Origin of the sequence: Chryseobacterium pyrolae (genome assembly GCF_025153485.1) — a bacterium.
Lineage (GTDB): Bacteria > Bacteroidota > Bacteroidia > Flavobacteriales > Weeksellaceae > Chryseobacterium > Chryseobacterium antibioticum.
This window is the reverse complement of record NZ_JANZQH010000003.1, coordinates 226,910-253,691: the sequence shown is the minus strand read 5'-3', so window position 1 is coordinate 253,691 and position 26,782 is coordinate 226,910. Positions and strand designations below refer to the sequence as shown.

Genomic DNA, 26,782 nt, shown 5'->3' with positions numbered 1-26,782 from the left:
TAATTTCATGAAAACTTCAGAATTTCTTCAGAATTTATGTATTGTTTAGGTGCAAACAAAAGCGCCAATGAAAAAATTACTAATTATTTTCAGTTTAGCTGTTATGCAATGTACATACGGCCAGGATACCGTAAGTATAAAAAAAAGCCCTGAAGAAGTTGCTCTTGAAAAAAATCCTTTAGATGTGGGAGAACTTAAAATAAACCTCAACTCTAAAGGCGACAAATGGCTTAAATTCGGGATTTCCAGTCAGATTTGGCTCCGCAGTATGGATAACAACCCCGGAACATTGGTTAACGGAGTTCCTCAGGAACAAACTTATGATGCCGGGATCCGGAGAATGAGATTAATCATTCAGAGCCAGGTTACGCCTTTTTATTCTGTTTTTTTACAGATGGGAATTAATAATCAGAGTTTTATTTCAGGTGGCGGAACAGGTACCGGAAACAATGGAGCCGGGAAAAAAGCCCCTTTCTTTTTTCACGATGCTTATAATGAACTGGCCATTATTCCAAGAAATGATTTTCAGACGGGAAAACCGAACAAAAACAACCTTTACTTAGGAGCAGGACTGCATTCGTGGAATGGGGTAAGCAGATTAACCAATGCAAGTACCACCAAAATGCTTGCAGGTGATATTCCTGTTTTTAATTTTCCAACGATAGAAATTGCCGACCAGTTTTCAAGACAATTGGGAATTTTTGTACATGGAGAACTGGATCGGATTAATTACCGTTTCAGTGTCAACAAACCTTTTGCCACCAATTTAAAACCTAATACAGGAGGTGCAGCCGTAGATAATAACCAAAGCGGAAAACTTTCTTATTCCGGATATGCCTTCTATCAGTTCTTTAACAAAGAAACGACGGTGACTTCCTTCCTGCCCGGAAATAATTTAGCCACAAAAAAAGTTCTGAATCTGGGAGCTGGTTTTTACACGAACAAAGATGGCACCCAATCTCAGCCGTCTGAAAATATTTTTGAATCTCATGATGTCAATATTTTTGGAGCAGATGTTTATGCAGAACTTCCGGTAGGAGATAAAAGTAAAGAAATGGGACTTACGCTGTACTCCGTTTATTACAATTATAACTATGGCCCAGACTATTTAAGAGTAAGCGGTCTTTTGAATCCCGGTACTCCGGATTCAGACTTTAAGGGACAAAAAGCACTGGAAGGAGCCGGAAATAACAGGGTTTTGATGGGAACAGGAAACATATGGTTCTCGCAGGTGGGTTTTGTTCTTCCGAAATTCAGTACTATTCTGAAGGTACAGCCATTTTTCAATTATGCACTTAAAGACATGAAAGCGCTCAATCAAAGTGGAAGCTATTATGACATCGGTGCCAATTTTTATCTGTATGGTCAAAATGCAAGAATCGTTGCTCAATACAGCAGCAGACCGCTTTATGATCCCACATCCAAAACAGTTTTTGACAGAAAAGGTGAATTTTTACTGTCTTTTCAAATCGTACTTTAAAAAATTTAATATCTTACTCATATGAATACTACTCAAATTACAACTGCTCAAAGGATCAAGGCCATTGTGGGCGGTTCCGTAGGAAACCTCGTGGAATGGTACGACTGGTACGCCTATGCTGCTTTTGCCATTTACTTTTCCAATTCATTTTTTCCGGATTCTGATCTGAATGCCCAGCTGATGAATACCGCAGGAATATTTGCAGTCGGCTTTCTGATGCGTCCTATCGGAGGCTGGATATTCGGAAGCATTGCTGATAAGATCGGAAGAAAAAAAGCAATGACCCTTTCGGTATTGTTAATGTCTTTCGGTTCTCTTCTTATTGCATTGACTCCCACTTATAAAACCATAGGGATTCTGGCACCCGCATTACTGTTAATTGCCAGATTATTACAGGGACTAAGCGTCGGCGGAGAATACGGTGTTTCTGCAACGTACCTGAGCGAAATGGCATCCGAAAATCGCAGAGGTTTTTATTCAAGTTTCCAATATGTAACGCTTATAGGCGGGCAATTGATTGCATTGGGAATTCAGTTGATTTTACAGAAACTTCTTTTAACGGAAACTCAGCTCGAAGAATGGGGCTGGAGAATTCCTTTTGTGATCGGAGCATTACTTTCTGTGATTGCCCTATATTTAAGAGCTAATCTTCATGAAACAGAAGCTTTTGAGAACAAAAAAGAGGTGAACGATAAGAAAAAAGGAACGGTTACAGAACTTCTCAAGCACCCTAAAGCCCTGCTTACCGTAATCGGTTTGACGCTAGGTGGAACTCTGGCTTTTTATACGTATACGACCTATATGCAGAAGTTTTTAGTGAACACCGTGCATCTTACCAAAGAGCAATCTACCCTTATTTCATTTATCTCATTATTTATATTTGCATGTCTGCAGCCTGTATTCGGAGCACTGTCTGATAAAATCGGAAGGAGACCGTTACTTTTAGGTTTTGGAATTCTGGGTACGCTATGTACGGTTCCGCTTCTTACGGCTTTAAGTACCACAACTTCAATGTGGACTGCATTTTTTCTGATCATGGCAGCCCTGATCATTGTCAGCGGTTACACTTCCATCAATGCCGTTGTAAAAGCAGAACTTTTCCCTTCTGAAATACGGGCCCTGGGAGTAGGCCTTCCCTATGCTCTTACGGTAGCTATTTTTGGAGGAACGGCGGAGTATATTGCTTTATGGTTTAAACAATCAGGAACAGAACAATATTTTTACTGGTATATCACGGGATGTATTTTATTTTCTCTGATCGTATATGCCGGAATGAAGGATACCAAAGATAATTCCTCACTGGATAAAGATTAAAATAAATAACCTGAGTTCATGATAAGATATTTCTATTTTTAATCATGTCAGGAAGTTTGATAAATGACTCCCAGAAAAGTATCGAGGAATATCAACAGGAACGTCCAACCTCACCGTTCTTCCACCTTTAAACTCTCTTAACCTTAATCTATCAAATTTAAAATCAGGTTAATAGATATAGCAACTGGGCGCCGCAGAAAATCTGCGGCGCCCAGTTTTATTTTTAATGGTAAGCCTTTTTAAATTTCTCCACCATGCTATCCAGATTATGGCGCTGGACATATACACTTTTCACATCCTGATATCTTGGTGACTTGTAAAAAACTTCATGGAAATCCATACTTCCGTTTCCTACTTTCACTACTTTCTGTACATCGATATTCAGTTTTTTCAGTTCGTCTTTAAAGACTTTAAATTCATCTTGTATATTGCTCATTTATATTTTTGGATTTTTAGTTAAAAAATTCAACTTTAGACTTTACACCCTTCATTCGCCTGGGGCATGTTCTAAATTTATAATAAAATTAGTGAATTTTTCAATATAATCATTAGGTAAATGCTGTTTTTTTATCAAATTTTAGATTTTCATAAGGATTTTACATTTTTTGAGAATAATAAAATAAATTAAAGCCAATAAAATTGTATAGAAAATCTAGTTAAAAAGCCGATTAATTCAGGAAAAACAATCAAAAAAAACAAATCTTCTTTTGAACAGGATAAACCATTGGGATATGTTGCTTTAGTTCAATATGATCAGGAAAATTGATGGAAAATTTGCTAAAATAGCGCAATGTCGCAACGATTTTTCGTGGTATCGCGTTTTGAAGCACAAGAAAATTAAAAATTTCCAGCAAGAGAAAGAAAAATATTGATGGTGATTTTCGGGATTTGAAATTGATGTTTGTGGATCACTTCGTTCCTTGCAATAACAGTGGATCAGCAACAGTTTCAAAATAACAAAACTCTTATCCCATTATATTTAAACATAATTTTATAAAATAATTTAAAACATTTTGTAACATTTTAAAAAAGACCGTCTCTAAAAGGCAGATTCACATTAAAATTTTATACAATGAAAAAATACAAAATCTTCTTTATCCTGGTATTAGTTTTTGCAGCGGTATGCAATATATTTGGACAAACAAAAACCTATCCTTTTGAAGTAAAAAAGACAGGACAAGGTAACCAGTCTATCATATTTATTCCTGGTTTTGCTTCTTCCGGAGAGGTATGGAATGACACCGTCACTCAGTTTGACAAGAAATTCTCCTGCTATGTATTAACAATGAAAGGATTTGCCGGAGTAAAACCATTGGCAGATGCCAATTTTAAAGACTGGGAAAAAGGAATTGCTGAGTATATAAAGGACCAGAAAATTGAAAAACCGATTATCATCGGACACAGTATGGGAGGCGGCCTGGCTATGGCATTAGCAGCAGATTATCCTGAATTGGTTTCCAAAATAGTTGTTGTAGACGCCCTTCCGTGTCTGGCTGCACTGTCGGATCCCAATTTTAAATCTAAGGAGAATAATGACTGCACCTCAACCATCAATACATTGAAAGCAATGAGTGATGAACAGTTTAAACAAATGCAAACCGGCACAATCCCCCGTCTTGTAGCCGATCCTTCGATGCAGGAAACAGTTATTAGCTGGAGCATGAAGTCGGACAGGACAACATTTGCAAAGATGTACTGTGATTTCTCCAATACGGACCTTAGGGAAAAAATACAGACTATTCAGTGTCCTTCCCTTATCCTGCTGGAATCTTATTTTGTCAATTTCAAGCCGGCTATTGAAAGCCAATATAAAAATTTAAAATGGGCAGATATGAGATACGCTTCAAAAGGGCTTCATTTTATCATGTATGACGACAAAGAATGGTACTTTGAACAGTTAAATAACTTTTTATCATCAAAATAATGGTATTTGAAGATATATATGAACTCTACTGGCAGAAGATATTCCGTTTGTGCATGGGATATGTAAACAATTCTGAACTGGCGCAGGATCTCGCACAGGAAACCTTCATTATTGTTTGGCGCCAGCTTCCAAAATTCAGAAATGAATCCAGCATCGGAACATGGATCTTTAGAATTGCTTCGAATAACTGTTTAAAACAGATCGAAAAGGAGAAAAGATTTACGAAAGCTGATCTTCCCGTTCATCTCGAAGAAAAAAAGCAGGAATCTCTTGAACCGCAGATCCAGATGCTCTATCAGTTTATTTCTGAGCTTCCTGAAACAGACCGGATTATTATTTCGCTGGAACTGGAAGAAGTAAAGCAGACAGAAATTGCTGGCATTGTGGGACTATCTGAATCCAATATACGGGTAAGAATTCACAGGATAAAAGAAAAATTAACAAAAAGATTCAAAGAAAATGGCTACTAATATAGATTTTAAAAACCTCTGGAAACAACAGACTGTGGAGAAACCCAGCATAGAAGAACTGCTTGGCAGGTTGAAAAAATTCAGGAAAGAAAATATACGTAGATTAATCATTACCAATATTTTGCTGATCGTAACCAGTATATTTATAGGACTGATCTGGTATCATTACCAGCCTCAACTGGCTACAACGAAAATAGGAATTGTATTGGTCATTCTGGCCATGGTTATTTTCCTGTTCGCTTATAACCAGTTGTTTATGAACTTTCATAAACTAGATAGCACCCAGACAAATACAGAATACTTAAACAGCCTGTATTCTCTGAAGAACAAACAGAAATTTATGCAGACCACCATGCTGAATCTCTACTTCATTATGCTGTTCGCCGGAATAAGTCTGTATATGTATGAATATGCTTCAAGAATGAAGATGGTATATGCAGTTACTGCGTATGGACTCACTTTTTTGTGGATAGCTTTCAACTGGTTTTATTTAAGACCAAAAACCATAAAGAAGCAACAGGCAAAACTTAATGGATTAATTAATAAATTTGAAGAAATTAATGATCAGTTGAAAGATTAACTTCCGGCTGGTATTAAGTTTATCTTACGACAATTATTAACAATCTAAAGAATGGAAGACGCCAACAAAAAACACTGGGAGCATGTGTATGAGACCAAAAATCCGGACCAGGTAAGCTGGACACAGGAAAAACCACAGACTTCACTTGATTTCATTCGCTCTTTCGGATTGGGAAAAGATGCCGGGATCATTGATATAGGAGGCGGAGACAGTCATCTTGTTGATTTTTTACTGAATGAAGGCTACAGAAACATCACCGTCCTCGACATTTCGGAAAAAGCTTTGGAAAAAGCAAAAGCAAGATTGGGAAGTGAAGCTGAAAAAGTAAAATGGATCGTCTCCGACATTACAGAATATGAAACTGATGAAACCTACGACATCTGGCATGACAGGGCTGCATTTCATTTTTTGACCACCCCGGAACAGGTCTCAAAATATACCCGTACAACTGAAAAAAATGTCACAGGCTTCATGATTATAGGAACTTTCTCCAAAAACGGCCCGATAAAGTGCAGCGGACTGGATATTCAGCAGTATGATGACGAATCATTGTCTGTCAAGTTTGAGGCAGGTTTTGAAAAAATAAAATGCCTTACAGAAAACCACACCACTCCATTTGGTACTGTACAGAGTTTTGTGTTTTGCAGTTTTAAAAAAAATTAGCCTTCTGATCCCTACATTTTACCATTATTTTTTCTTTTACTATTAACTATACATAAACCAGGGTACACGCCCTGGTTTTCTTTTTTATATATGTCTGTATTTTTCATGTTTCCATGATCTTTTCAAAATAATCTTAAGCATTCTAAATCAACAACATAGAAAAAATGGCAATTTATTATTTTTTTAACTATTTTTAAATCACGAAAAATATGAATATAAAAAATTATGAAAAAACTACTATTTTTAATTATTTCAGGGGCTTTATGCTCCAATTTTTATTCACAAAAGGTCGAATTCCAGGAGTGTGGAACCGATGAATTAATGCGAAAGCACTATGAAAGGTATCCGGAACAGAAAGCTCAGGATGATGCCTTTAATTTAGAATTATCAAAACTGATCAAAAGCGGGAAATTTTCTAACACTTTAAATAAAAAACAGGTCTATGAAATCCCTGTCGTTGTCCATGTGGTAGGCGACGGAAGTGCTATTGGAACCGTCAATAACAAATCTGATGCAGATATTATAGCATGGGTTAATTATACCAACGGTGTATTTTCGGGAAATGCTTCCAGCGGAATGTCCGGAACCAGTGCGATACTCCCTGTAAAATTTGTTTTTGCCAAAGTAGATCCCAGCTGCAATACCACAAACGGAATCAACAGGATCAATGCTTCCCATCTGCCTAAATATGTAAGCGGCGGGGTCAATAATGACAATACGACCAATGCGGTAACAGCTTCTGAAATCACCGCTTTAGGAATGTGGGATACCAGCAAGTATTATAATATTTATGTGATTAAAAAACTGACTTCCAATTCTGGAGGATTAAACGGATTTGCTTATTATCCGGGAGGCAGTAATGATTATTCTTTCATGTCTACCAACGCTTCTGCAGTCAATGCACAGACTTTAGCCCATGAATTCGGACATGCCCTTGGTTTACGTCATACTCATGAAGGCTACAATGAATCTACAGGAGCCTGCCCTACCAATACCGACTGCACGCTTCAGGGAGATCTGGTATGTGATACTGAACCAATGAAAAGTCTTTACCACTCTTCTGTTCCCAGTAGCTGCCAAACAGGGCAAATCAATCCTTGTACTACCCAAATATACGCAGGTGGAGAGAAAAATGTTATGGCTTATACCTACTGTTTCAGAAACCTGTTTACCCTAGGACAGGCAGATAGAGCCACCGCACAGCTGTTGCAGTACAGACAGTCTTTAATCAACTCTCCTGTGGCTTCTTCCACGACTCCTAACAACAGCTCTGTTTTAACAGCAACTTGTACTCCGACTTCCATGACGAATCCCGGAAACTTCAACATTGGTGTTACTTCTGTGAAATTTGCCAACATTAATAATTACTCTGCCAACTACAAACAGGCTTCTAATAATTTTTACGAAAACTTTACCGGAAACTACTGTTCTGGCGTATCAAAAACCAATATTCCATCCAATACGGCAACTACGCTTACTATTGCACCGGGAACAAGCAATGCCCATATTATAAAAGCATATATCGATTATAATAACGACGGACAATTCAATGAAACTACGGAACTTGTGCTTAATCAAAGTGGAATCAGCAGCGGTTCTGTTGCTACGGCATCGGTAACTCCGCCGGCAAGTGCCGTTGCCAATACTCCTTTAAGAATGAGAGTGATTGGAGAATTTAACGGAACAGCGGTTACTGCTTGCTCTACTCCAAAATACGGACAGGTAGAAGATTATTCAGTGATCATTGACCGCCAGACTGTATTATCTGTAGAAAATACGGGTAAGAAAAACACCACAGAGATTACGAAAGACGAAAATTCTGTATATGTTAAAAGTGACCTGAAAATCTCCACCCTGCATATCTACGATGCTTCGGGAAGGCTGCTTACCAGCAGGACAGATATAAAATCATCTGAATTCAGATTCCCTGTCAACGAAAAAAATACGATCTTAACAGTAACCGCGGTTCTGGAAAACGGAAAAGTAGTTACTAAGAAATTAAAATTTTAAGAAAACCCCATTCAAATGGAAAAGAGAGCTTAAAGGCTCTCTTTTTATTTTTATATACAGTCAATTGACTATGATTGCTGTTCTTCTTCCAGTTCTACTTCGTGTCTCAGCTGGGCTTTATAAAGCGTTGAATAATATCCGTTCTTGTCAAGAAGTTCCAAATGTTTTCCTTCTTCCACTATTTTCCCATGTTCCATAACAATAATTTTATCTGCCTTTTCGATGGTGGAAAGTCTATGGGCAATGATAATTGAAGTTCTATTTTTAGTAATCTTTTCCGTGGCTCTCTGGATCAGTTTCTCACTTTCATGATCTATAGAAGAAGTAGCTTCATCCAGAATCAGAATTTTAGGATCTGATAAATAAGCTCTAAGGAAAGACAACAATTGTCTCTGTCCTAAAGAAATAGAGGAACCTCTTTCGCTTACCACAAAATCATAACCACCCGGAAGCTGCTCGATAAACTGATCTACTTCAATTTCTTTCGCTCCTGCTTTTATTTTTTCCAAAGTAACGCTCTCATCACCAAAGGCAAGGTTTTCAAAGATACTTCCATGGAAAAGGAATACATCCTGAAGCACCACACCGATATGACTTCTCAGGTTATAGAGTTCATAATCTTTTACCTCAACATCATCAATCACAATCCTTCCGGAATTAATATCATAAAGCCTGGTGATAAGACTGATGATCGTAGATTTACCGGCACCTGTAGCCCCCACAATGGCAACTGTTTCTCCTGGATTTACTTTAAAATCAATTCCTTTCAGGACTTCCTGTTTATCATCATAAGCAAAACGAACGTTTTCGAATTCAATTTTACCGTCAAAATGATCTTTCTTCACAATTCCTGTATTCGGCATAGCATAATCCTCATCCATCACACCCAATACTCTTTCTGCTCCCACAATACCTCTCTGGATATTATTGAAACGGTCTGCGATCTGTCTCAACGGACGGATCAGCATTGAGATATACTGAATAAATGCGATCACAACACCGGCACTGATCGTAATATACCCTCCATAAAACAGGATAAACCCGATGAATAATGAGGAGATCAGTTCCACAACCGGGAAGAATAAGGAGAAGATGAAAACCGTTCTCAGTAAAGCAGTTTTCAGGGTGATATTAATATCATCAAATTTTTTAAACTCAGCGTCCTGTCTGTTGAACACCTGAATAATGGACATTCCCGCCAGTCTTTCCTGAACGAAAGAGTTTTGATTGGCCGTCCAGGTTCTTTCATCCCCGAAAGCTTTTTTCAGTCTTTTCTGGAAAAACCTGGTAATCATCACCATTAAAGGAAGGATCGCCAAAGTAATATAACTCAGATGGACATTCGTACTGAACATCATGATCAAAACGAATACAATTCTCAGGATATCCCCGAAGACCATCAGGAAACCATCCGTATAAACCGTTGCAATTGTCTCTACATCACCTACAGCACGGGTTACAAGCTGTCCGATAGGCGTTTTATCAAAAAATGATGTTCTGAAATAAATCAGCTTCGCATAAAGCCTCTCCCGAATGTCACGGATCACGTTCTGCGAAATATAGTTTGAAAAATAAACTAAGAAAAAGTTTAAAATAGTTTCAGCAAAAACCAGACCTACAAGGATGTAGATATGCTTCATCATCAAAGCATTATCCTTCAGCTTGGTGATATCATTATCTACCACCTGCATGGTAAGATAAGGTCTATACGTAGAAACTATGGACAGTATGACGGAAATTATTAAAGTAAGGATGAACCAGGAACGGAATTTCATTCCAATAAAAAATAACCTCTTAACAATCCCCCAGGTATCTTGTTTTTTCATTGTACGAGTTGAAGAAAGAATTTAAAATTCTATGCAAAAATAAGACTTTATAATTTGACAACCTTTACAAGTTCATCAAATCGTCATAGAAAATTCCAGATAACGGTTATTTACAATATGAATATATTTTGGCGGATTTCCATAAACAGATAAGTGAGCATGACAGTTGGCTGAGGCACTGGAAACCAATATATCCAGTAGCTTTTGGAAGCTCAGCCATCTGCTATTTATAAATCCTTATCTCCAATCTTTTCAATTTCCAGAGAAGGTTTATTAACATTTTCCTTCATAAGTCTCTTTTCAAGAAGCTGGTAAACTCCATATACCGCCGCAATGGAAATGATCCAGCTAATGATATTGATTACAGAAAAACCAGTATAGTTTACTCCGTCAAGGGAAGCAGGATCTGTAATTCCTTTATAAATCCCGTAAGAAAACCCAAAGAACAGCTGAGTTCCCAGGTATACTCCAATTGCTAAAAGGCCGTAGTGCCATTTTGTTTTCCCGAACTTTTCGGCAAGCTGTGCGTAGTAACGGTACGCTCCGATAAGAATAAAAATTGATAACATAATTCGTGTTTTATAATAGCAGAAAATTCAGGCCTATCCTGAATTCATCATACGTTTAGTACTTTTTCTATTTCCACCAAAGAACACTTTATGCTAAAGAAAGGGGATTTAAAGAATCTTTTCATGGAAATAGTTATCCTGCTAAAATAATAAATTTTTCTGTATTGTGAACAAACAGAATAATATACAGAAACTATGAATGATTAGATGGGTCCAGTTTTCTCCTGACTAAAATTCGTAGCCTACATCCACAAGAAACAGTCCGTGACCCGGAGCAGAGGTTCCTGCAGCATTCCTGTGTTTATCTTCGATAATTTTACGCAGATCTTCGGGTTTTATTTTACCGCTTCCTATTTCCACCATGGTTCCTACGATAGCACGGACCATATTTCTGAGGAAACGGTTGGCGGAAACCGTAAATTTAAGTTCTGTTCCATCCTGCTCCCACTCTGCTTTGTACATTTTGCAGATGTTGGTTTTGTTGTCCGTCTTTAATTTCGCAAAACTTGTAAAATCCTCATATTCAAACAGAATTTTACAGGCTTCATTCATTTTGTGAATATCAAGCGGTCTTTTCCAGTGTTGCCATGCAGATTCCTGGGTAAAGGGATTTTTTGCGAGAGAAATATAATACTCATACGTTCTGTACGTCGCATCGAAACGGGCATGGAAATCATCTTTTACCTGAAACATTTTTTTTATGGATATATCAGGCGGCAGGAAACTGTTCAGTTTATAAGGAAGATTGATTACATTCACCTCTTTCTCTGTATCGAAATGGGCAAATATTTTTTTGGCATGAACACCGGTATCCGTTCGTCCGGCACCTGTTGTTTTGATCTCTTCCCGTAATATGGTGGAAAGCGCTTTTTCAAGCTCTTCCTGTACAGAAATGGCATCCGGCTGTATCTGGTAACCGAAATAATTTTTCCCGTTGTAAGAAAATTCTATAAAGTATCTCAATGTATTAAAATAACTCCACAAAAATACTTTAATTTAATGAAATATTTATTGAAAAGTCTTTGAGAATATTACACAAAATCCTTACGAAAATTCCTATTTTTGCAAACGTATGAAAAGATGGTACCTTTATCCTTTTTCCCTTGGTTATCATTTGGTAACGGGTATCCGAAACACAATGTATGATCTGGGAGTTTTAAAGACGACTAAGTTCAAGACCCCGATAATCAATGTCGGGAACCTTTCTGTGGGCGGAAGCGGAAAATCGCCTATGGTGATGTATCTTGCTCAATACCTGTCCAAACATTACAGGACAGGCGTGCTTTCGCGCGGATACGGAAGACTGAGCAAAGGCTACGAAGTAACGAATTATGAAAGCAATTACAAAGTAGTGGGCGATGAAGCCATGCAGCTTTTTGAGCGTTTCAAAAACCGTTTCGTCATTGCCGTTTCAGAGGAAAGAGTTCCCGGAGCCAAAAAAGTGATCGCAGATATGGACCTTGATGTCCTTGTCCTTGATGATGCTTTACAGCACAGGGCAATCAAAGCTGGGTTTAATATTCTGATGACGGATTTTAATGATCCTTATTTTAAAGATCATCTTCTTCCAGCCGGAGACTTGAGAGAATCCCGACATGGGTCAAAAAGAGCAGATATCATTATGGTCAGCAAATGTCCTGATGAGCTTACCGAAGAAACCAAGCGATATTATATTTCAAGGATAAGACCTTCCTACAACCAAAAAGTATTCTTTTCATCCATCGGTTATGACGAAAATGTGTACGGTAGAGACAAAATGCTTCCGGACAACAACCTGAATTACTATGACATCCTCCTGATCACTGGAATCGCCAATCCCAAACCTCTTCTTGAGCATCTGGCGAAATTCTCACAGCGGGTTAAACATTTAAAATTCAGAGACCACCATAATTTTACAGATGATGACATTAAAAAGATCACTGCAGAATATAGAAAATTAGGGGAATACAAACTGATCCTGACTACGGAGAAAGATTATGTACGTCTGAAAACTTTTGATTATCTTAGAGAAATTGTTTACTACTGGCCTATCAATGTCGTTATTGATAAAAAGGAAGAATTCAATCAAATCATCTTAGATTATGTTAGAAAAAATTAAGCAGACTGCCGATTTCATTAAAGCTATTATCAAAGAAACACCAGATTTTGCGATCATTTTAGGATCCGGGCTGGGAAAACTGCAGGATGAAGTGGAAGCCATCCATATTTTAGAATACCCTGAAATCCCTAACTTTCCCCAAACGACTGTCGTTGGACATGGCGGAAAATTAATTTTTGGAATCCTCGAAGGCAAAAAAGTTCTGATGATGAGCGGACGTTTTCATTACTACGAAGGCCATTCTATGGAAACAGTAACTTTTCCCATAAGAGTTTTTCATCTGCTGGGTATTAAAAACCTCATCCTTTCCAATGCTTGCGGAGGTGTGAATCCGGCTTACCGTGTTGCAGATATCGTTATTTTAAAAGACCATATCAATATGATGCCTGAACATCCGCTTCGTGGCAAAAATATTGAATCGTTCGGACCACGTTTTGTGGATATGAGCGAACCGTATAACAAAAAAATGATCGAAGTGGCTGAAAAAGCGGCTTCTGAAAACAATATTAAAATTCATCAGGGCGTTTATGTTGCGTTACAGGGCCCGACTTTTGAAACACCGGCTGAATACGGCATGATTAAAGCCATTGGTGGCGATATGGTGGGAATGAGTACCGTTCCAGAAGTCATTGTGGCCAAACATATGGGTATGGATGCTTTCTGTATTTCCGTAATTACAGATCTTGGCGGACCAGACATTGCTTTTGCCGTTTCCCACGAAGAAGTTCTGAATGCAGCCAATAAAGCGATGCCGAATGTAATCGCAGTAGTGAAAGGTCTGGTGAAAGACTATCAATAAATCTTTATAGAAATTTTCGATCTCATAAATTTTTCCTAATTCATAAGAAATCAATCTCAAATTGCGTTTCATTGTTTAGATTTGTATATGAAATTGAAAGAATGAAAAAGTTAGCATTAATTTTTATGATCAGTCTTTTCGGATTGAGCTATTCGCAGCAGCAACCGAAAGTACTTAAAACCAGTTTCTCCAAAGAGGCTTTAGCACAAAAGCTGGAAGATGAGGAAGGTAAAAATATGACCATCCAGCAAATTCTGGATCACCATAAAGGAAAAGTTTTAGTGATTGATTTCTGGGCCGGATGGTGCAGAGACTGTTTAAAAGCACTTCCTAAAGCTGAAGAACTTGAGAAAAATAATCCCAATATAGATTTCGTGTTCCTGTCACTGGAAAGATCAAAAGAAGGTTTTAACAAAAGCCTGGACAGATTCAATATGAAGGATAAAGATAACTACTGGTTTGCTTCAGGATGGAAAAATGATTTCAACAATTATATTGACCTGAACTGGATTCCAAGATATATGGTTGTGGACCAAAAGTCTTCTATTGCAAAATATTACGCCATTTCACCGGAAGATCCTGAGATCCAGGAAACCATAAACCGTCTTTTGAAATAATGATTACAAGAGAAGCTACAGAACAGGATCTGGAGGTCCTTTTAGAATTCGAGCAGGGAATTGTTGCTGCAGAAAGACCGTTTAACAGTACACTTAAGGATGGGGAGATTCACTATTATGATTTGCTTCATTTGGTACAATCTGAGGATGCCTTAGTATTGGTCACGGAAGAGGATCATGAAATCATTGCTTCCGGGTATGCAAAGGTTAAAAAACCGGACAATAATTATTCTAATTTCGATCAATATGCTTACCTCGGTTTTATGTATGTAAAACCTGAACACAGAGGCAAGGGAGTCAACAAGCTGATTCTTGATGAACTGATAAGCTGGGCAAAGTCCAAAGATATTTCTGAAATCAGACTGGATGTGTATGCCGAAAATGAGTCTGCAGTAAAAGCTTATGAAAAAGCAGGCTTTGAATCATTACTCGTTACGATGAGAATGAAAACATAATAATGAAGTAAGAAGTCTGAAGCTGGAAGAGGAAAGTTATTGCAGTCCAAAATCAGAGCCACCGCAAAGTTTTACTCATTTTTTAAACATAATTCTCCAATTTCAGGGGAACAGTTTAAAATTATTGACCAACAGTAACTTCCGGCCTCCTTCTTCCAGCTTTCAACCGCATTTATATAGAATAGAATTTAATTCAAAATAAATGAATCCATATCTTTGCGGTATGGATTCTTCTTTTCCCACCCGTAAAATAATTCATGTCGATATGGATGCATTTTATGCTTCTGTAGAGCAGCATGATGACCCTTCACTCAAGGGAAAGCCTATTGCTGTGGGAGGAGAGCACCGTGGTGTGGTTTCAGCTGCTAGCTATGAAGCAAGGAAATACGGTGTACGTTCTGCGATGCCCAGTAAAACGGCCAAGGAGAAATGTCCGCATATTATTTTTGTCCCTCCCCGCTTTGCGCGCTATAAAGAAATATCAAAACAGATCCGGGAAATTTTTCATGAATATACAGATTTGGTAGAACCTCTTTCTTTGGATGAGGCCTATCTTGATGTTACGGAAAATAAAAAAGATATAGAATCTGCCAATCAGATCGCCAAAGAGATCCGTCAGAAAATATTTGAGCAGACTGGACTCACCGCTTCTGCAGGAATTTCTGTCAATAAATTTCTGGCGAAAGTAGCTTCCGACATTAATAAACCAAATGGACAGAAGACCATTCATCCCGATCGAATTGAAGGTTTTCTTGAAGAGCTTCCGGTTGAAAAATTTTATGGTGTAGGAAAAGTTACAGCTAATAAAATGTTCAGCTTAGGAATTTATAAAGGAAAAGATTTAAAGAAAAGATCGATAGAAGAGCTGGTCCGGCTTTTTGGGAAATCGGGAGGTTATTATTACAATGTTGTGCGTGGTATTCATAATTCTGAAGTAAAACCTCATCGCATCCAGAAAAGCGTCGCTGTAGAAAGAACCTTTTTTGAAGATCTGTTTGATGATCAGGAGATCAATGAAAAACTGGAACATCTGAGCCAGGAACTTCATCAACGGTTGCAAAAGAATAATATCCTTGGAAGAGCTTTAACTTTAAAAATCAAATACAAAGATTTTTCCCTTTTCACCAGAAGCTTTACGAAGGAAGACTATTTCACTTCTCCTGAGCAGTATTTCAACACCGGAAAAAAACTCTGGGAACTTAGACCTTTTGATAAACCCGTAAGATTATTGGGTCTGTCCCTCTCCCACCTCAACACGGAGGAGAAAAAGCAAGTGTCCATTCAACTAAAGATCCCGTTCGAAGAGTTTGACAATCAGTAGCTGAAAAATTTTCACTATCTTGTAGAGAACCAACCAAATCACAACCTATGAACACGACGATGATTCAATTTTTCCACTGGTATTCTGAAGGAAATGGAAAGTTATGGAAAGAAGCAGAAAAACAGGCCAACCATCTGGCAAAATTAGGAATCACCTCGGTTTGGCTTCCCCCCGCCTATAAAGGAACGAACGGAGGCTACTCAGTAGGCTATGATGCTTACGATCTGTATGACCTTGGAGAGTTTGACCAGAAAGGAAGCCTTCCTACCAAATATGGCACTCATCATGATTATCTGAAAGCCATTAAAGCTTTAAAAAAACAAAATATAGACATCATCGTTGATATCGTTCTTGGACACAAAGCGGGTGGCGATGAACTGGAGAAATTTAAAGCGGTAAAAGTAGACGAAAACAACCGGGAAAAGATGATCTCCGACGTCATGGAAATAGAATCTTATACCAAATTTACATTTCCGGGAAGAGGAAAAAAATATTCTGATTTTGAATGGAATTTCACCTGTTTCAGTGGTGTAGATTATGCTGAAGGTATGGATTCCCACATCTTTAAAATACAGTCTGAGTATGGTAACGACTGGGAAGAGATGATTGACGATGAGAAAGGAAATTACGATTATCTGATGTATAACGACATCGAACACCGTAATCCTTTTGTTCGTGAAGAACTCAACACCTGGGCTGAGTGGTATTTCAACCTGACTGATTTTGATGGAGTAAGACTGGATGCCTTAAAACACATTTCATTTGATTTTTATAAAGAATGGCTGACGATGCTCCGCTCCAATTCAGGGAAAAACATCTTTGCAGTCGGAGAATACTGGGCTCCGGGACAGCTGAATCTTCTTCAGAAATATATTGAAGTAACGGAAGGATGTATGAGCCTTTTTGACAGTTCTCTTCAGAACAATTTCCACACGGCTTCCAACGAAGGCGGTTCTTATGATCTCCGGAGAATTTTTGATGAAACCCTTACACAGGCAGATCCTATGCATTCTGTAAGTCTTGTGGATAATCATGATACCCAACCTCTGCAGGATCTTGAAGCTCCGGTGGAAGCATGGTTCAAACCATTAGCCTATGCCCTTATTTTGCTTCGTGAAAGTGGATATCCCTGTGTCTTTTATCCTGACCTTTATGGAGCTCATTATACAGATAAAGGCAGAGATGGGAATGACCAGGAAATTTTCCTTGAGAAAGTAGGCGGCATTGAAGGACTTCTTAAAGCAAGAAAAGATCATGCTTACGGAACACAGAGAGATTATTTTGAAGACGCCAATTGCCTCGGCTGGACGCGTGAAGGTGATGATGAACATTCCGGATGTGCAGTGGTTCTCAGCAATAAAGAAGCATACAGTAAACCAATGGAAATGGGGAAACGCTATTCCGGAAAAGAATTCTATGATCTGCTAAAAAGGACTAAGGAAAAAGTAATCATCGATGAAAACGGATGGGGAAATTTCCCGGTTCCGGCAGGAAATGTAAGTGTATGGATCAGTAAATAATTCTGAGAAATGAAAAAAGCATACATGACCGGAGGAGTACTCTTCTGTTCATGTATGCCTGAAAGAATTTACCTATATCATCTATGCCTTAGCAATTGATATACCGGCAATTCCATATATCGCTTGCCCATTCGCAACAATAGCCGTCCTCGTTGGAAGTACAGCACACCTTGCCGCGGTTGATGTCGCCTCCTTTTAGATTCTTAAGCTCTTGCCTGTTAAGTTTTCGTGCGTTCAGATGCTTTTTTGTTTTCATAGTTAATATGTTTTAAGATTTGGTTAACTAAATATACATAAAATACTACAAATCAATTAATAAATACAATCAAATACCTAAATAAGGCTACATAGTTCACAGCAAAAATAATAGTATAGTAAATTACTTTCGGGGTAAGAATTTTAGATTTTATTGTACTTCAATTTTAAAATGTCAACATATTGAACGTGATGTTTTTTATCTATGTTTTAAAATGATCAGTTTAGTGTTTTATATTCACTTGGAGAAACGCCTACTTTGGCTTTGAATAATCTTGTAAAATGCTGCGGGTATTTAAATCCGAGGTCATAAGAAATTTCACTGATGGATTTTGATGGATTCAAGATCTGCTCCTTCGCTGCATCGATCAGTTTATTGTGAATAAATTCCTGAGCGGAAACCCCTAATTCTTTTTTGATCAGGTCGCCGAAGTAATTAGCAGAAAGGTTAAGTTTTTCGGCAAAGTAATTGACCATCGGGAAACCTATATTTTTAGGGTTATCCGATTTAAAATAATCATCTACCAGGTTTTCAAACTTTCCGATCACACCCTGATTGATATGATCTCTGGTAATAAACTGACGGTCATAGAAACGCATACAGTAGTTTAAGAACAGTTCAATATTGTTCACAATCAATGATTTGCTGTGTTTATCAATGGATTGTTCGAGTTCAAGTCTTATGTTTTTAAAACATTCCAAAACAATCTCTCTTTCTTTTTCTGAGAGATGCAAAGCTTCATGAACGTCATAGGAAAAGAAACTATAGTCATTCATATTTTTGCCGAGATTGGTTCCTTTGATCAGATCAGGATGAAACAGCAATGCATATCCTCCGGGCTGTATTGATTTTCCATCGTTGGTTACTCCACTCACCTGCCCCGGAGCAATGAAGACCAGCGTTCCTTCCTGATAGTCGTAGCTGTGTTTGCCGTAATGCATATCACCGCAAATGACATCTTTCAGAAAAACAGTATAAAAGGTATATGTTCTTCTGTACTGGCAAATAGGATCAGATTTTGAAAAATCTACTACACTTACCAGCGGATGTAGCGTTTCATTATTAACCATTTTATTGTAATCTGAAACACTCTTCACTTTCTCAACTTCCTGATCTTCCATTGACTGTCTTTTTAATCTTATTCAAAATTACCACTTTCTCACGTATTGTATAGGATGTCTGTAAAATTGGTAGGTATTTCGGTAATCTGTATAAGCTGTGTTTATTTAAAAGTATCGAATTTTGTACCGTTATGGAAACATTGAATACAAACATTTTTCCAAAAGGAGAAAAAGCCCCTGAAGCTTACTTCTCCGGAGGAACAGCATGGGTGCAGATTCTAAAACCCAACGAAGATGATCTGAACTGCCAGATCGGAAATGTTATTTTTGAGCCCGGATGCAGAAATAACTGGCATTCTCACGGTGGTGGCCAGATTTTAATCGTAACTTCAGGAACCGGATTTTATCAGGAAAAAGGAAAACCAGCGCAGGTATTACATGCGGGAGATGTGGTGAATATTCTTCCCCATACTATCCACTGGCATGGTGCTGCTCCAGACAGTGAGTTCACGCATATCGCGATTAATCCCAATACGCAAAACGGTATTGTGGAATGGCTGGAACCGGTAAGTGACGAGGAATACAACAATTTATAACTAAACTTAATTAACTTAAATCAAATAAACCAATGAGCACATTAACAGTAAAAGCCTACGGAGCTGAGTCTACCACGGCAGACCTGAAAGAAATGAATATCGAAAGAAGAGAAACTACACCCACAGACATAGAAATTGACATTCTATACTGCGGAGTATGCCACTCTGATCTTCATACAGCCCGTAATGACTGGGGCGGAACAATGTATCCTGCTGTTCCCGGTCATGAGATCGTAGGCAGAATTACGAAAATAGGAAATGAAGTCACTAAATTTAAAGTGGGAGACCTAGCTGCAGTAGGATGTATGGTAGATTCATGCGGACACTGCGACAGCTGTAAGCAGGATCTTGAGCAATACTGCCTCAACGGATTTACAGGAACATATAACGGGAAAGACAAGCATTTGGGAGGTCATACTTTTGGCGGATATTCTGAGAAAGTAGTTGTAGATGAAAGCTTCGTTTTAAGAGTGCCGGAAAATCTGGATCTGGCTGCTGTAGCACCACTTCTCTGCGCAGGAATTACGACCTGGTCTCCTCTAAGACACTGGAACGTAGGTCCGGGTTCTAAAGTAGCTGTTGTAGGTTTGGGCGGACTTGGACATATGGCCATTAAATTAGCAAAAGGTCTAGGAGCTGAAGTTACTTTATTCTCAAGAACTCCGGGGAAAACGGAAGATGCAAAACAATTGGGTGCAGACCACGTTGTTATTTCAACAGATGAAGAGCATATGAACTCTGTAAAAGGAAAATTCGATGTCATAATTGATACAGTCCCTTATGTACATGATGTAAATCCTTATGTTGCCACTTTAAATATCAGCGGAACATTAGTTTTAGTAGGATATTTAGGAGGTTTAGAGCCTATCTTAAATACAGTTCCTATGATCATGGGAAGAAGATCTGTAGCGGCTTCTTTAATCGGAGGTATTGCTGAAACTCAGGAAATGCTGGATTTCTGTGGAGAGCACAATATTGTTTCTGAAATTGAAATGATAAAAATGCAGGAAATTAATGAAGCCTACGAAAGAATGCTGAAAAGTGATGTAAGATACCGTTTCGTAATCGACATGAAATCTCTTTAAGATCTGGTCAGATTTAAATAATAAAGACTCTTCAAAAGTGAAGAGTCTTTTTTTGTATAGTTTAGTTTAATACATTCTTTTTCATATCCTGAAAAGCCCATTCTGCCATTGCATCAATTATTGGCCCCAATCCATCTCCAGCCTCACTCAGCTTATAAGTAACATGCGGGGGAACGACAGGTCTTGCAGTTCTAATAATCAGCCCGTCGGCTTCCAGTTGTTTCAGATGCTGGATCAGCATTTTTTCAGTCACTTCCGGAATTGCTCTTTTGAGCTCGCTGTATCTTTTTTCACCTGTTGAAAGATGAAAGAGAATGATAGGTTTCCAAAAGCCGCCAATTTTCCCCATTACATACATTACAGGGCACTGGTCTAATATATCTTTTCTGTTCTTCTGAATAGTGGAACTTTCTTTAATTGCTGTCATAATACATACTTTAGGGTAAGTACTTGTATAAAAGTAAGTACAAATATAACTTTGTATAAGAAAATAAACAACATTTATTATGAAAATTATTGTAACAGGTTCTTTAGGGAACACCGCAAAACCATTAGCACAGCAATTAATTGCAGAAGGCCATGATATTACCGTCATCAGCAGCAGTGATTCTAAAAAAGAAGAGATCGAATCATTAGGAGCAAAAGCCGCCATCGGTTCTATTAATGATCTGGATTTTCTTACAAAAACATTTGAGGGAGCAGATGCTGTATTTGCGATGACTCCACCGATCATGGGCGAAAGTAATATCATTAAAAACACCATTAAAGCAGGTGAAAATTATGCTGAAGCTGCCAAAAAAACAGGGGTAAAAAGAATCGTGATGTTAAGCAGCGTAGGAGCAGATTCTCCTGTTGAGAACGGTCCTATTGCGGGACTTCATCACATCGAAAAATTATATAATGAGCTGGAAAATACTTCTGTGACTTTTCTAAGAGCAGGATATTTTTATATTAATTTCTTTAATGATATTCCATTGATTAAAAACGCGGGAATTATCGGCGGAAACTATTCAGGGAATATAAGTATTCCAGTGGTTCATCCTGCTGATATTGCTAAAGCTGCTGCTGAAGAATTAGTGAAAACCTCAACAGGTAAAAATATCCGGTATATTGTAAGCGATGCGCGTAAAGCCTCTGATTTTGCTGTAGTTCTGGGTTCAGCAGTCGGAAATTCAGAACTACCCTGGGTTGAATTTACGGATGCACAGTCACTAGACGGAATGAAGCAGGCAGGACTTCCTGAAGAAATGGCTCATTTATATGTTGAGATGGGTAAAGGAATCAGAACGGGAGTCGTTCAGGCGGATTTTATTGAACAGGGTTCACCTGTTGATGGCAAGATTAAATTGGAAGAGTTTGCGAAAGAATTTGCTTCTAAATATTAATTTGTTTGGTCTTAAAACAAAAATTCAAGACTGAAACTCAATCTACGTCGATTCAGTTTTTACTTTAAAGTTTCTATAAAAAGGTTTCGGCGCACCTGCGGTGCGCCGAAACTTTAATTTTAAACTATTTTGTAAGTTTTAGAGATCAATTTCAACCTCAATTTATTTTTTCTCCTTCAACGTTTCTTTTAAAACTTTAAGTTTCCCGTCGATAGGCTGTTCTATTTTCAGACCTAATATTTCAGCAACTAATGGGTATACATTGACATTCGAAAATTCATCAACAACCACGTTATTTTTAAATTCCGGGCCCCAGGCAAAAAATGTAGCTTTCATTTCGGGAACAAGCCTTGCATTGTAGCCATGTTTTCCGACTGATGTTTTCTTTCCTTTTTCCAAAAATATTTTTGGAGCTTTGGGAATAAGAAGGATCTGGCCTATTCTCTGGTACTGATCGTCTTTGGTTCCGAAATGTAAATATTTAGGCAATCTTTTATCTAAATACACTTCGTAATCGTCTGTTTTTCCGGCTTTAAGTTCCTGATATACTGATTTAACCTCTGTCGGATTTTTAACTATAACTCTTAATAATGTCTGGGAGTTATAAAAATCAAATCTGTCTTTATTAAAGAGGATGGCAGGAATTTCTAAAGGGCTGCCACCGTCTACTTTGATCATTCCGTGGTCTGAAACAAAAACAAAGTTTACATTTTTCAATCCTAAATCATTGATTTTCTGAACTAAATCGCCTACTGCATGATCTATTAAATGAACCGCATTTTCTGTTTCCTTCGCTTCCGGCCCGAAGTGATGTCCGCTTCCATCAACCTCAGGGAAATACAGGGAAATAAAATGAGGTCTTTTATCCATCGGTAATTTCAGCCAATCAATTACTTTATCAACTTTTTCAGCGGGAGTGAATTTTTCATGATACGGATAATAGTAGGTGGGTCTTTTTCCCCCAGCATCACTTGCAGAACCTACCCACATCAACGAAGCCGAAACCATTCCCTGTTTTTCAGCCAATCCCCAAAGAGGAACTCCGCCATACCAGCTTCCGTCTTCTGCATTTTTTTTATCACTCATGGCATAAAATTCTTTTCTCTTGTAATCGTAGAAAAAATTATCGATCAAGCCGTGATGTGATGGGTATAGGCCGGTAATCAAACTCCAGTGATTAGGAAAAGTGATGCTTGGATAGCTGGGAATCATGGCTTTGGCCTGAACTCCTTCTCCAGACAGTTTTAAAAGGTTCTCCGCATTGTATTTTTTAGCATAATCATAGCGGAAGCCATCCGTTGAGATCATGATCACATAAGGTTTCGTCTGTGCATCAACACTGTTATAACGGTTGGGAATGATAACCTGAGCCGTATCAACCGGTACTTTCTGTGCAAAAAGTGTTAAAGAAAAAATAAGCAGTAAAAAATGCAGTCCTCGCTTCATTATAGAAATTTTCAGCAAAGTTACTGTGTCGAAACCTGAGATGAAAGTTTAATGGGTTAAAAAATCATTAAAAACATTTTTTAGAATTATTTCCCCGAAAAAAGGCAGATAACCATTAAAAAGAAAACCTCTCACACAGGGTAAGAGGTTTTGTTATTTGAGTTTGTTTAATTATTCTTTAATCAGTTTTTCATACGTTAAGCTGCCATCTTGTAATGTAATTTCAAGGTAATAGCTTCCTGACCGCAAATCGGAAATAGTAAAACTGTCTCCGTTCAGTTTTACGGATCTTACTTTTCTTCCCGTTGACTCATACAAATCAATAGATTTTATCTTATTTGCATTTTTAAAGCTGACCATTTCTTTAGCAGGATTTGGATAAAGAATTATTTCTTTGCTGTCTAAAACCGTTTCATTAGTACCTAAAGTACTGCTAAAAGTAACCGCAGTAGTACCGCAACTATCTGCACCATGATAACCAACAGTAAGACTGCCTAATCTTCTTGCATAAGCAATATTCAATGGACTGTTTGGTGGAAAATTAAATACATAATCATTAGCATCACCAGTATTTAAAGCTCTTGTTCCTATTACGGTCCGCACTCCTGATGCTACTGTATTAGATGTTACTGTCCAGTTTTGAGTTGCATCTGTTGTAGGTGCTGTAAAACTTCCAGTAAAATTTCTATCAGTAAAATTTGTACCATCAAAAAGCACAACATCACTGCCTGCATTAGACATACCTGTAGCATTAAACGCCAATCCAAGCCAACTAGTTGATGGGCCTATAAGTGTGACTGTAACCAATGTGTTTGTGACATCTATTTTAGCAGAATACGTTAAATTTGTTCCTCCATTAGAGAAGAGAGGCACTGTTCCTGTCGAATATGCTTGGCTTTTTACATTAAAAAAAGCCAAAAATCCGATTAATAATAAGATAGTTTTAAATTTCATATGATCAATTTTTTAATAGGTTAATAATTTCCTGATTTTTAGAAAATAAAGCATATTCAAAAACTGTTTTGCCTTGTTTATCAGCCAGTGTTTTATCTGCTTTATTCTTTAATAACAGTTCTACCATTTCCTTGTTCTGGGACTGGACAGCATACATCAGTGGTGTTATTCCGCCGGCATTTGTAATATTCGGGTCAGCTTTATTCTGTAATAATTTTTGAGTGAGATTTTTATCTCCTTTAAAGACAGAAGCCGTTAAAGCCGTTCCTTCTCCGCTTGCATAATTTATATTTTTAACATGAGTAATCAAAAATTCAGCAACCGGAGTATTTCCCCTGTAACAAGATAAAATCAATGGTGAAAATCCATTTTCATTGGTCTGGCTGATAATATCCGGATTCTGCTTCATGAGTTCCTGGACTTCAGCTACGGTTCCGCTTCTGGCAATATCAAATATTGATTTTGCTTTTTCCTGAGCAGACATGACAGAAAAACTCAGGAAAATACTTAGGATTAAAATGATGTTTTTCATTGTTTTGTCATTACATAATTATATTCCACCTTAACATTTTCTGCGACTTTCTTGGTCACCATTTTAGGAATGGTCACATTGTGATCCACAGGTCTGGCCATAAAACTTCCCTGCATATACAACTTTCCATCTTTGGAATAAATGGAGGCTGCTGAAGACACGGCCTTATCTACCCCATGAAAATTCAGGGTGCCCTGAACGGTATATTTCTGCGGTGAAGCGGTAAGTTTCGTTTTATCAAAGTTCAAAACCTTTCCTTTGAATGTTGCCTTGGGATATTTTGCTGTTTCCGCATAGCTTTCATTAAAATGCTCTTCCATTAATTTGGTTTTAAAATGAAAGTTTTTAACGACGGAAACGGAAGCCATCTCTCCATTGTCTGCATTCAGAATAACAACATTATTACCATCTTTTGCAAATACATCTTCGAATAAAGGCACGGATGCCTCAAAGGTTACGCTGCCCGTTTTAGAGCTGTATTTCTGGGCTGAAGCAAAGCCTGTGAATAGCAGCATGGCACTCATTAATACTAATCTTTTCATATCCAATACTTTTTAATTTTCGGCAAGCCCGTCGGCTTTCCATTTTATGAAGGTGTTGATCTGAGTCTGGGATAAAGATCCGCCCTGTGGCATTTTACCGGGATCTCCGTTGGGTCTTTGTATCCTGTCGAGAATTCCATCAATGTTATTCTTTACATCCGTGTAAGTGGTCAAAGGTTTATAACTTCCAACGGCGTGACAACCAATACAGTTATTATCAACAATGGTTTTCACTTCAGCATTATATTTAACAGCTATTGTAATGGGAGTATTATCTGAAATTTCCTCATAGGTTCTGCTGTCACAAGCAATGAACAAAACAACTGATGACAATATGTATAGTATCTTTTTCATATTAAAAAACTCTATAAAGGTTAAACCCAAAAAATATCTGTCCTTTCCCCCACTTCCCTACTGCATTGGAGAGATAGCCAATGTCTGAATTGATCTGGGAATTCGAGAATAAAAGCTGGAAAACATGTCCCCCGGTTTCTATATCCATCCCTAATGAAAGAGGATTTTTATAGAAACTGTGATTGTCGAAATTCACAAAATACTCTGCGTTAAGAGAAATTCTTTTGGAAATTTTATATCGGCCGCCTAATCCGGCAAGAAACTGATTCTTGTCTTCAATGGCAGGATCATACAAATTTTTGTGGATGTATGAGGGAGTAAGCTGTAATGAAAACTTATCATTAAATCTTCTTGAGATTAAAGCCTGGGTAAGGTAAGCAAGTCTGTCGCCGAATTTAAGATAAGGATAATTGTCTTTATCCAGATCTGTATTTAACGCCATTACATTGTAACCCACGATGTCTGCAGGGAAATTTTCAGTTTGCTTTACCAGTTTATACTTTACGGCGCCTTCGAATGTTTTCATATTCGTTTCCCTGGAAAGACTTACTGAAATTCCGTCAGTAAGGCCATAGATGACGCCCAGCTTCGTAGAAGCATCATCGAGTCCGAAAAAGTTTTTAAAGCCGGTACTGATGTCTCCGAAACGGTGTGCTACGACAATGTACCATTCTTTTTTAGCAGAAAGCTTTGTGGATTGCCCTGTAACAATTTGCAGGGCTTTGAAGGCAGGTTGAGAAATTTCTGTGGTTGTTTTGAGTGTGTCAATATCTTTGAGCAGATCTTCCTGTGCAGAGACAAGACCTGAGGCCAATACCGACAAAAATAAGAGAGTTTTTGTCATATACAATTTTAATTAAATTATGATATGACAAACTTATCGAGTTATGAATTCAAAAGTAGGTGATAAAAGTCACCGAACAAA

28 protein-coding genes are annotated in these 26,782 nt (G+C 37.9%); 16 read left to right on the top strand and 12 right to left on the bottom strand.

Annotated elements, in window-relative coordinates; translation table 11 throughout:
• Positions 1-67 precede the first annotated feature (67 nt).
• Entirely contained in the window at positions 68-1,480 is a 1,413-nt protein-coding gene (locus NZD88_RS07940; RefSeq protein WP_259828582.1) for a porin, read from the top strand.
• A 21-nt stretch (positions 1,481-1,501) separates the two neighbouring features.
• Positions 1,502-2,794, top strand: coding sequence for an MFS transporter (locus tag NZD88_RS07935; protein WP_259828581.1), 1,293 nt, complete (start codon positions 1,502-1,504; stop codon positions 2,792-2,794).
• 223 nt (positions 2,795-3,017) lie between these two features.
• Here the strand turns inward: NZD88_RS07935 and NZD88_RS07930 are convergent, their stop codons facing one another.
• Entirely contained in the window at positions 3,018-3,230 is a 213-nt protein-coding gene (locus NZD88_RS07930) for a hypothetical protein (RefSeq protein WP_169232864.1), read from the bottom strand.
• 636 nt (positions 3,231-3,866) lie between these two features.
• On the opposite strand from NZD88_RS07930, the gene NZD88_RS07925 reads away from it, so the two are divergent.
• The 5 genes from NZD88_RS07925 (at position 3,867) to NZD88_RS07905 (ending at position 8,441) form a co-directional block, all read left to right on the top strand.
• The gene (locus NZD88_RS07925; RefSeq protein WP_259828579.1) at positions 3,867-4,718 is read left to right on the top strand and encodes an alpha/beta fold hydrolase; all 852 of its coding nucleotides are present in this window, start codon (positions 3,867-3,869) and stop codon (positions 4,716-4,718) included.
• Entirely contained in the window at positions 4,718-5,188 is a 471-nt protein-coding gene (locus tag NZD88_RS07920; RefSeq protein WP_259828578.1) for an RNA polymerase sigma factor, read from the top strand. The genes NZD88_RS07925 and NZD88_RS07920 overlap by 1 nt, the downstream gene beginning before the upstream one ends.
• A complete protein-coding gene (locus NZD88_RS07915; RefSeq protein ID WP_259828576.1) occupies positions 5,178-5,768 on the top strand; it encodes a hypothetical protein in 591 nt (196 codons plus the stop codon). The genes NZD88_RS07920 and NZD88_RS07915 overlap by 11 nt, the downstream gene beginning before the upstream one ends.
• Positions 5,769-5,819: 51 nt before the next feature.
• Positions 5,820-6,431: a class I SAM-dependent methyltransferase gene (locus NZD88_RS07910; RefSeq protein WP_259828575.1), complete on the top strand. Its 612-nt coding sequence runs from the start codon at positions 5,820-5,822 to the stop codon at positions 6,429-6,431.
• A gap of 225 nt (positions 6,432-6,656) precedes the next feature.
• On the top strand, positions 6,657-8,441 hold the full coding sequence (locus tag NZD88_RS07905; protein WP_259828573.1) for a GEVED domain-containing protein: 1,785 nt from the start codon (positions 6,657-6,659) through the stop codon (positions 8,439-8,441).
• 68 nt (positions 8,442-8,509) lie between these two features.
• Here NZD88_RS07905 and NZD88_RS07900 read toward each other — a convergent pair whose 3' ends face one another.
• From NZD88_RS07900 to truA, 3 genes are all read right to left on the bottom strand, one after another.
• Positions 8,510-10,267 carry an ABC transporter ATP-binding protein gene (locus NZD88_RS07900; RefSeq protein WP_169232870.1) on the bottom strand — a complete coding sequence of 586 codons (1,758 nt, stop codon included), beginning with the start codon at positions 10,265-10,267 and terminating at the stop codon, positions 8,510-8,512.
• Positions 10,268-10,494: 227 nt separating this feature from the next.
• Complete coding sequence (locus NZD88_RS07895) at positions 10,495-10,836, bottom strand: hypothetical protein (RefSeq protein ID WP_259828571.1); 342 nt, start codon at positions 10,834-10,836, stop codon at positions 10,495-10,497.
• Between the two features lie 228 nt (positions 10,837-11,064).
• Entirely contained in the window at positions 11,065-11,820 is a 756-nt protein-coding gene (gene truA, locus NZD88_RS07890) for a tRNA pseudouridine(38-40) synthase TruA (RefSeq protein ID WP_259828570.1), read from the bottom strand.
• Between the two features lie 88 nt (positions 11,821-11,908).
• Here truA and lpxK point away from each other — a divergent pair, with 88 nt between their 5' ends.
• The 6 genes from lpxK (at position 11,909) to NZD88_RS07860 (ending at position 17,646) form a co-directional block, all read left to right on the top strand.
• Positions 11,909-12,934, top strand: coding sequence for a tetraacyldisaccharide 4'-kinase (gene lpxK, locus NZD88_RS07885; RefSeq protein ID WP_259828564.1), 1,026 nt, complete (start codon positions 11,909-11,911; stop codon positions 12,932-12,934).
• Positions 12,918-13,733 carry a purine-nucleoside phosphorylase gene (locus NZD88_RS07880; RefSeq protein WP_259828562.1) on the top strand — a complete coding sequence of 272 codons (816 nt, stop codon included), beginning with the start codon at positions 12,918-12,920 and terminating at the stop codon, positions 13,731-13,733. The genes lpxK and NZD88_RS07880 overlap by 17 nt, the downstream gene beginning before the upstream one ends.
• Positions 13,734-13,834: 101 nt before the next feature.
• Complete coding sequence (locus NZD88_RS07875; RefSeq protein WP_259828561.1) at positions 13,835-14,350, top strand: TlpA family protein disulfide reductase; 516 nt, start codon at positions 13,835-13,837, stop codon at positions 14,348-14,350.
• A complete protein-coding gene (locus tag NZD88_RS07870) occupies positions 14,350-14,805 on the top strand; it encodes a GNAT family N-acetyltransferase (RefSeq protein ID WP_259828559.1) in 456 nt (151 codons plus the stop codon). Before NZD88_RS07875 ends, NZD88_RS07870 begins: the two co-directional genes overlap by 1 nt.
• A 223-nt stretch (positions 14,806-15,028) precedes the next feature.
• Positions 15,029-16,126: a DNA polymerase IV gene (gene dinB / locus NZD88_RS07865; protein WP_169233056.1), complete on the top strand. Its 1,098-nt coding sequence runs from the start codon at positions 15,029-15,031 to the stop codon at positions 16,124-16,126.
• 47 nt (positions 16,127-16,173) lie between these two features.
• Positions 16,174-17,646 carry an alpha-amylase gene (locus NZD88_RS07860; protein WP_259828556.1) on the top strand — a complete coding sequence of 491 codons (1,473 nt, stop codon included), beginning with the start codon at positions 16,174-16,176 and terminating at the stop codon, positions 17,644-17,646.
• A gap of 474 nt (positions 17,647-18,120) precedes the next feature.
• Here NZD88_RS07860 and NZD88_RS07855 read toward each other — a convergent pair whose 3' ends face one another.
• Positions 18,121-19,023 (bottom strand): helix-turn-helix domain-containing protein, encoded by a 903-nt coding sequence (locus NZD88_RS07855; protein ID WP_259828555.1) that lies wholly within the window; start codon positions 19,021-19,023, stop codon positions 18,121-18,123.
• Between the two features lie 131 nt (positions 19,024-19,154).
• Between NZD88_RS07855 and NZD88_RS07850 the strand changes: the two genes are divergently transcribed.
• Both NZD88_RS07850 and NZD88_RS07845 read left to right on the top strand, forming a co-directional pair.
• Positions 19,155-19,559 carry a cupin domain-containing protein gene (locus NZD88_RS07850; protein WP_259828553.1) on the top strand — a complete coding sequence of 135 codons (405 nt, stop codon included), beginning with the start codon at positions 19,155-19,157 and terminating at the stop codon, positions 19,557-19,559.
• 32 nt (positions 19,560-19,591) lie between these two features.
• Positions 19,592-20,644: an NAD(P)-dependent alcohol dehydrogenase gene (locus NZD88_RS07845; protein WP_259828552.1), complete on the top strand. Its 1,053-nt coding sequence runs from the start codon at positions 19,592-19,594 to the stop codon at positions 20,642-20,644.
• A 61-nt stretch (positions 20,645-20,705) separates the two neighbouring features.
• Here NZD88_RS07845 and NZD88_RS07840 read toward each other — a convergent pair whose 3' ends face one another.
• Entirely contained in the window at positions 20,706-21,071 is a 366-nt protein-coding gene (locus tag NZD88_RS07840) for a winged helix-turn-helix transcriptional regulator (RefSeq protein ID WP_279324410.1), read from the bottom strand.
• A 79-nt stretch (positions 21,072-21,150) separates the two neighbouring features.
• On the opposite strand from NZD88_RS07840, the gene NZD88_RS07835 reads away from it, so the two are divergent.
• Positions 21,151-22,029, top strand: coding sequence for an NAD(P)H-binding protein (locus NZD88_RS07835; RefSeq protein WP_259828551.1), 879 nt, complete (start codon positions 21,151-21,153; stop codon positions 22,027-22,029).
• A gap of 162 nt (positions 22,030-22,191) precedes the next feature.
• Here NZD88_RS07835 and NZD88_RS07830 read toward each other — a convergent pair whose 3' ends face one another.
• The 6 genes from NZD88_RS07830 to NZD88_RS07805 all read right to left on the bottom strand — a co-directional run bounded on the left by NZD88_RS07830 (position 22,192) and on the right by NZD88_RS07805 (position 26,701).
• Positions 22,192-23,475 carry an alkaline phosphatase family protein gene (locus NZD88_RS07830; protein ID WP_259828550.1) on the bottom strand — a complete coding sequence of 428 codons (1,284 nt, stop codon included), beginning with the start codon at positions 23,473-23,475 and terminating at the stop codon, positions 22,192-22,194.
• Positions 23,476-23,646: 171 nt separating this feature from the next.
• A complete protein-coding gene (locus tag NZD88_RS07825; protein ID WP_259828548.1) occupies positions 23,647-24,429 on the bottom strand; it encodes a T9SS type A sorting domain-containing protein in 783 nt (260 codons plus the stop codon).
• A gap of 4 nt (positions 24,430-24,433) precedes the next feature.
• Positions 24,434-24,961 (bottom strand): ankyrin repeat domain-containing protein, encoded by a 528-nt coding sequence (locus tag NZD88_RS07820; protein ID WP_259828546.1) that lies wholly within the window; start codon positions 24,959-24,961, stop codon positions 24,434-24,436.
• On the bottom strand, positions 24,958-25,503 hold the full coding sequence (locus NZD88_RS07815) for a YceI family protein (protein ID WP_259828544.1): 546 nt from the start codon (positions 25,501-25,503) through the stop codon (positions 24,958-24,960). The genes NZD88_RS07820 and NZD88_RS07815 overlap by 4 nt, the downstream gene beginning before the upstream one ends.
• 12 nt (positions 25,504-25,515) lie before the next feature.
• Complete coding sequence (locus NZD88_RS07810; protein ID WP_259828541.1) at positions 25,516-25,857, bottom strand: c-type cytochrome; 342 nt, start codon at positions 25,855-25,857, stop codon at positions 25,516-25,518.
• A 1-nt stretch (position 25,858) separates the two neighbouring features.
• A complete protein-coding gene (locus NZD88_RS07805) occupies positions 25,859-26,701 on the bottom strand; it encodes a DUF5777 family beta-barrel protein (protein WP_259828540.1) in 843 nt (280 codons plus the stop codon).
• Between the last annotated feature and the right edge of the window lie 81 nt (positions 26,702-26,782).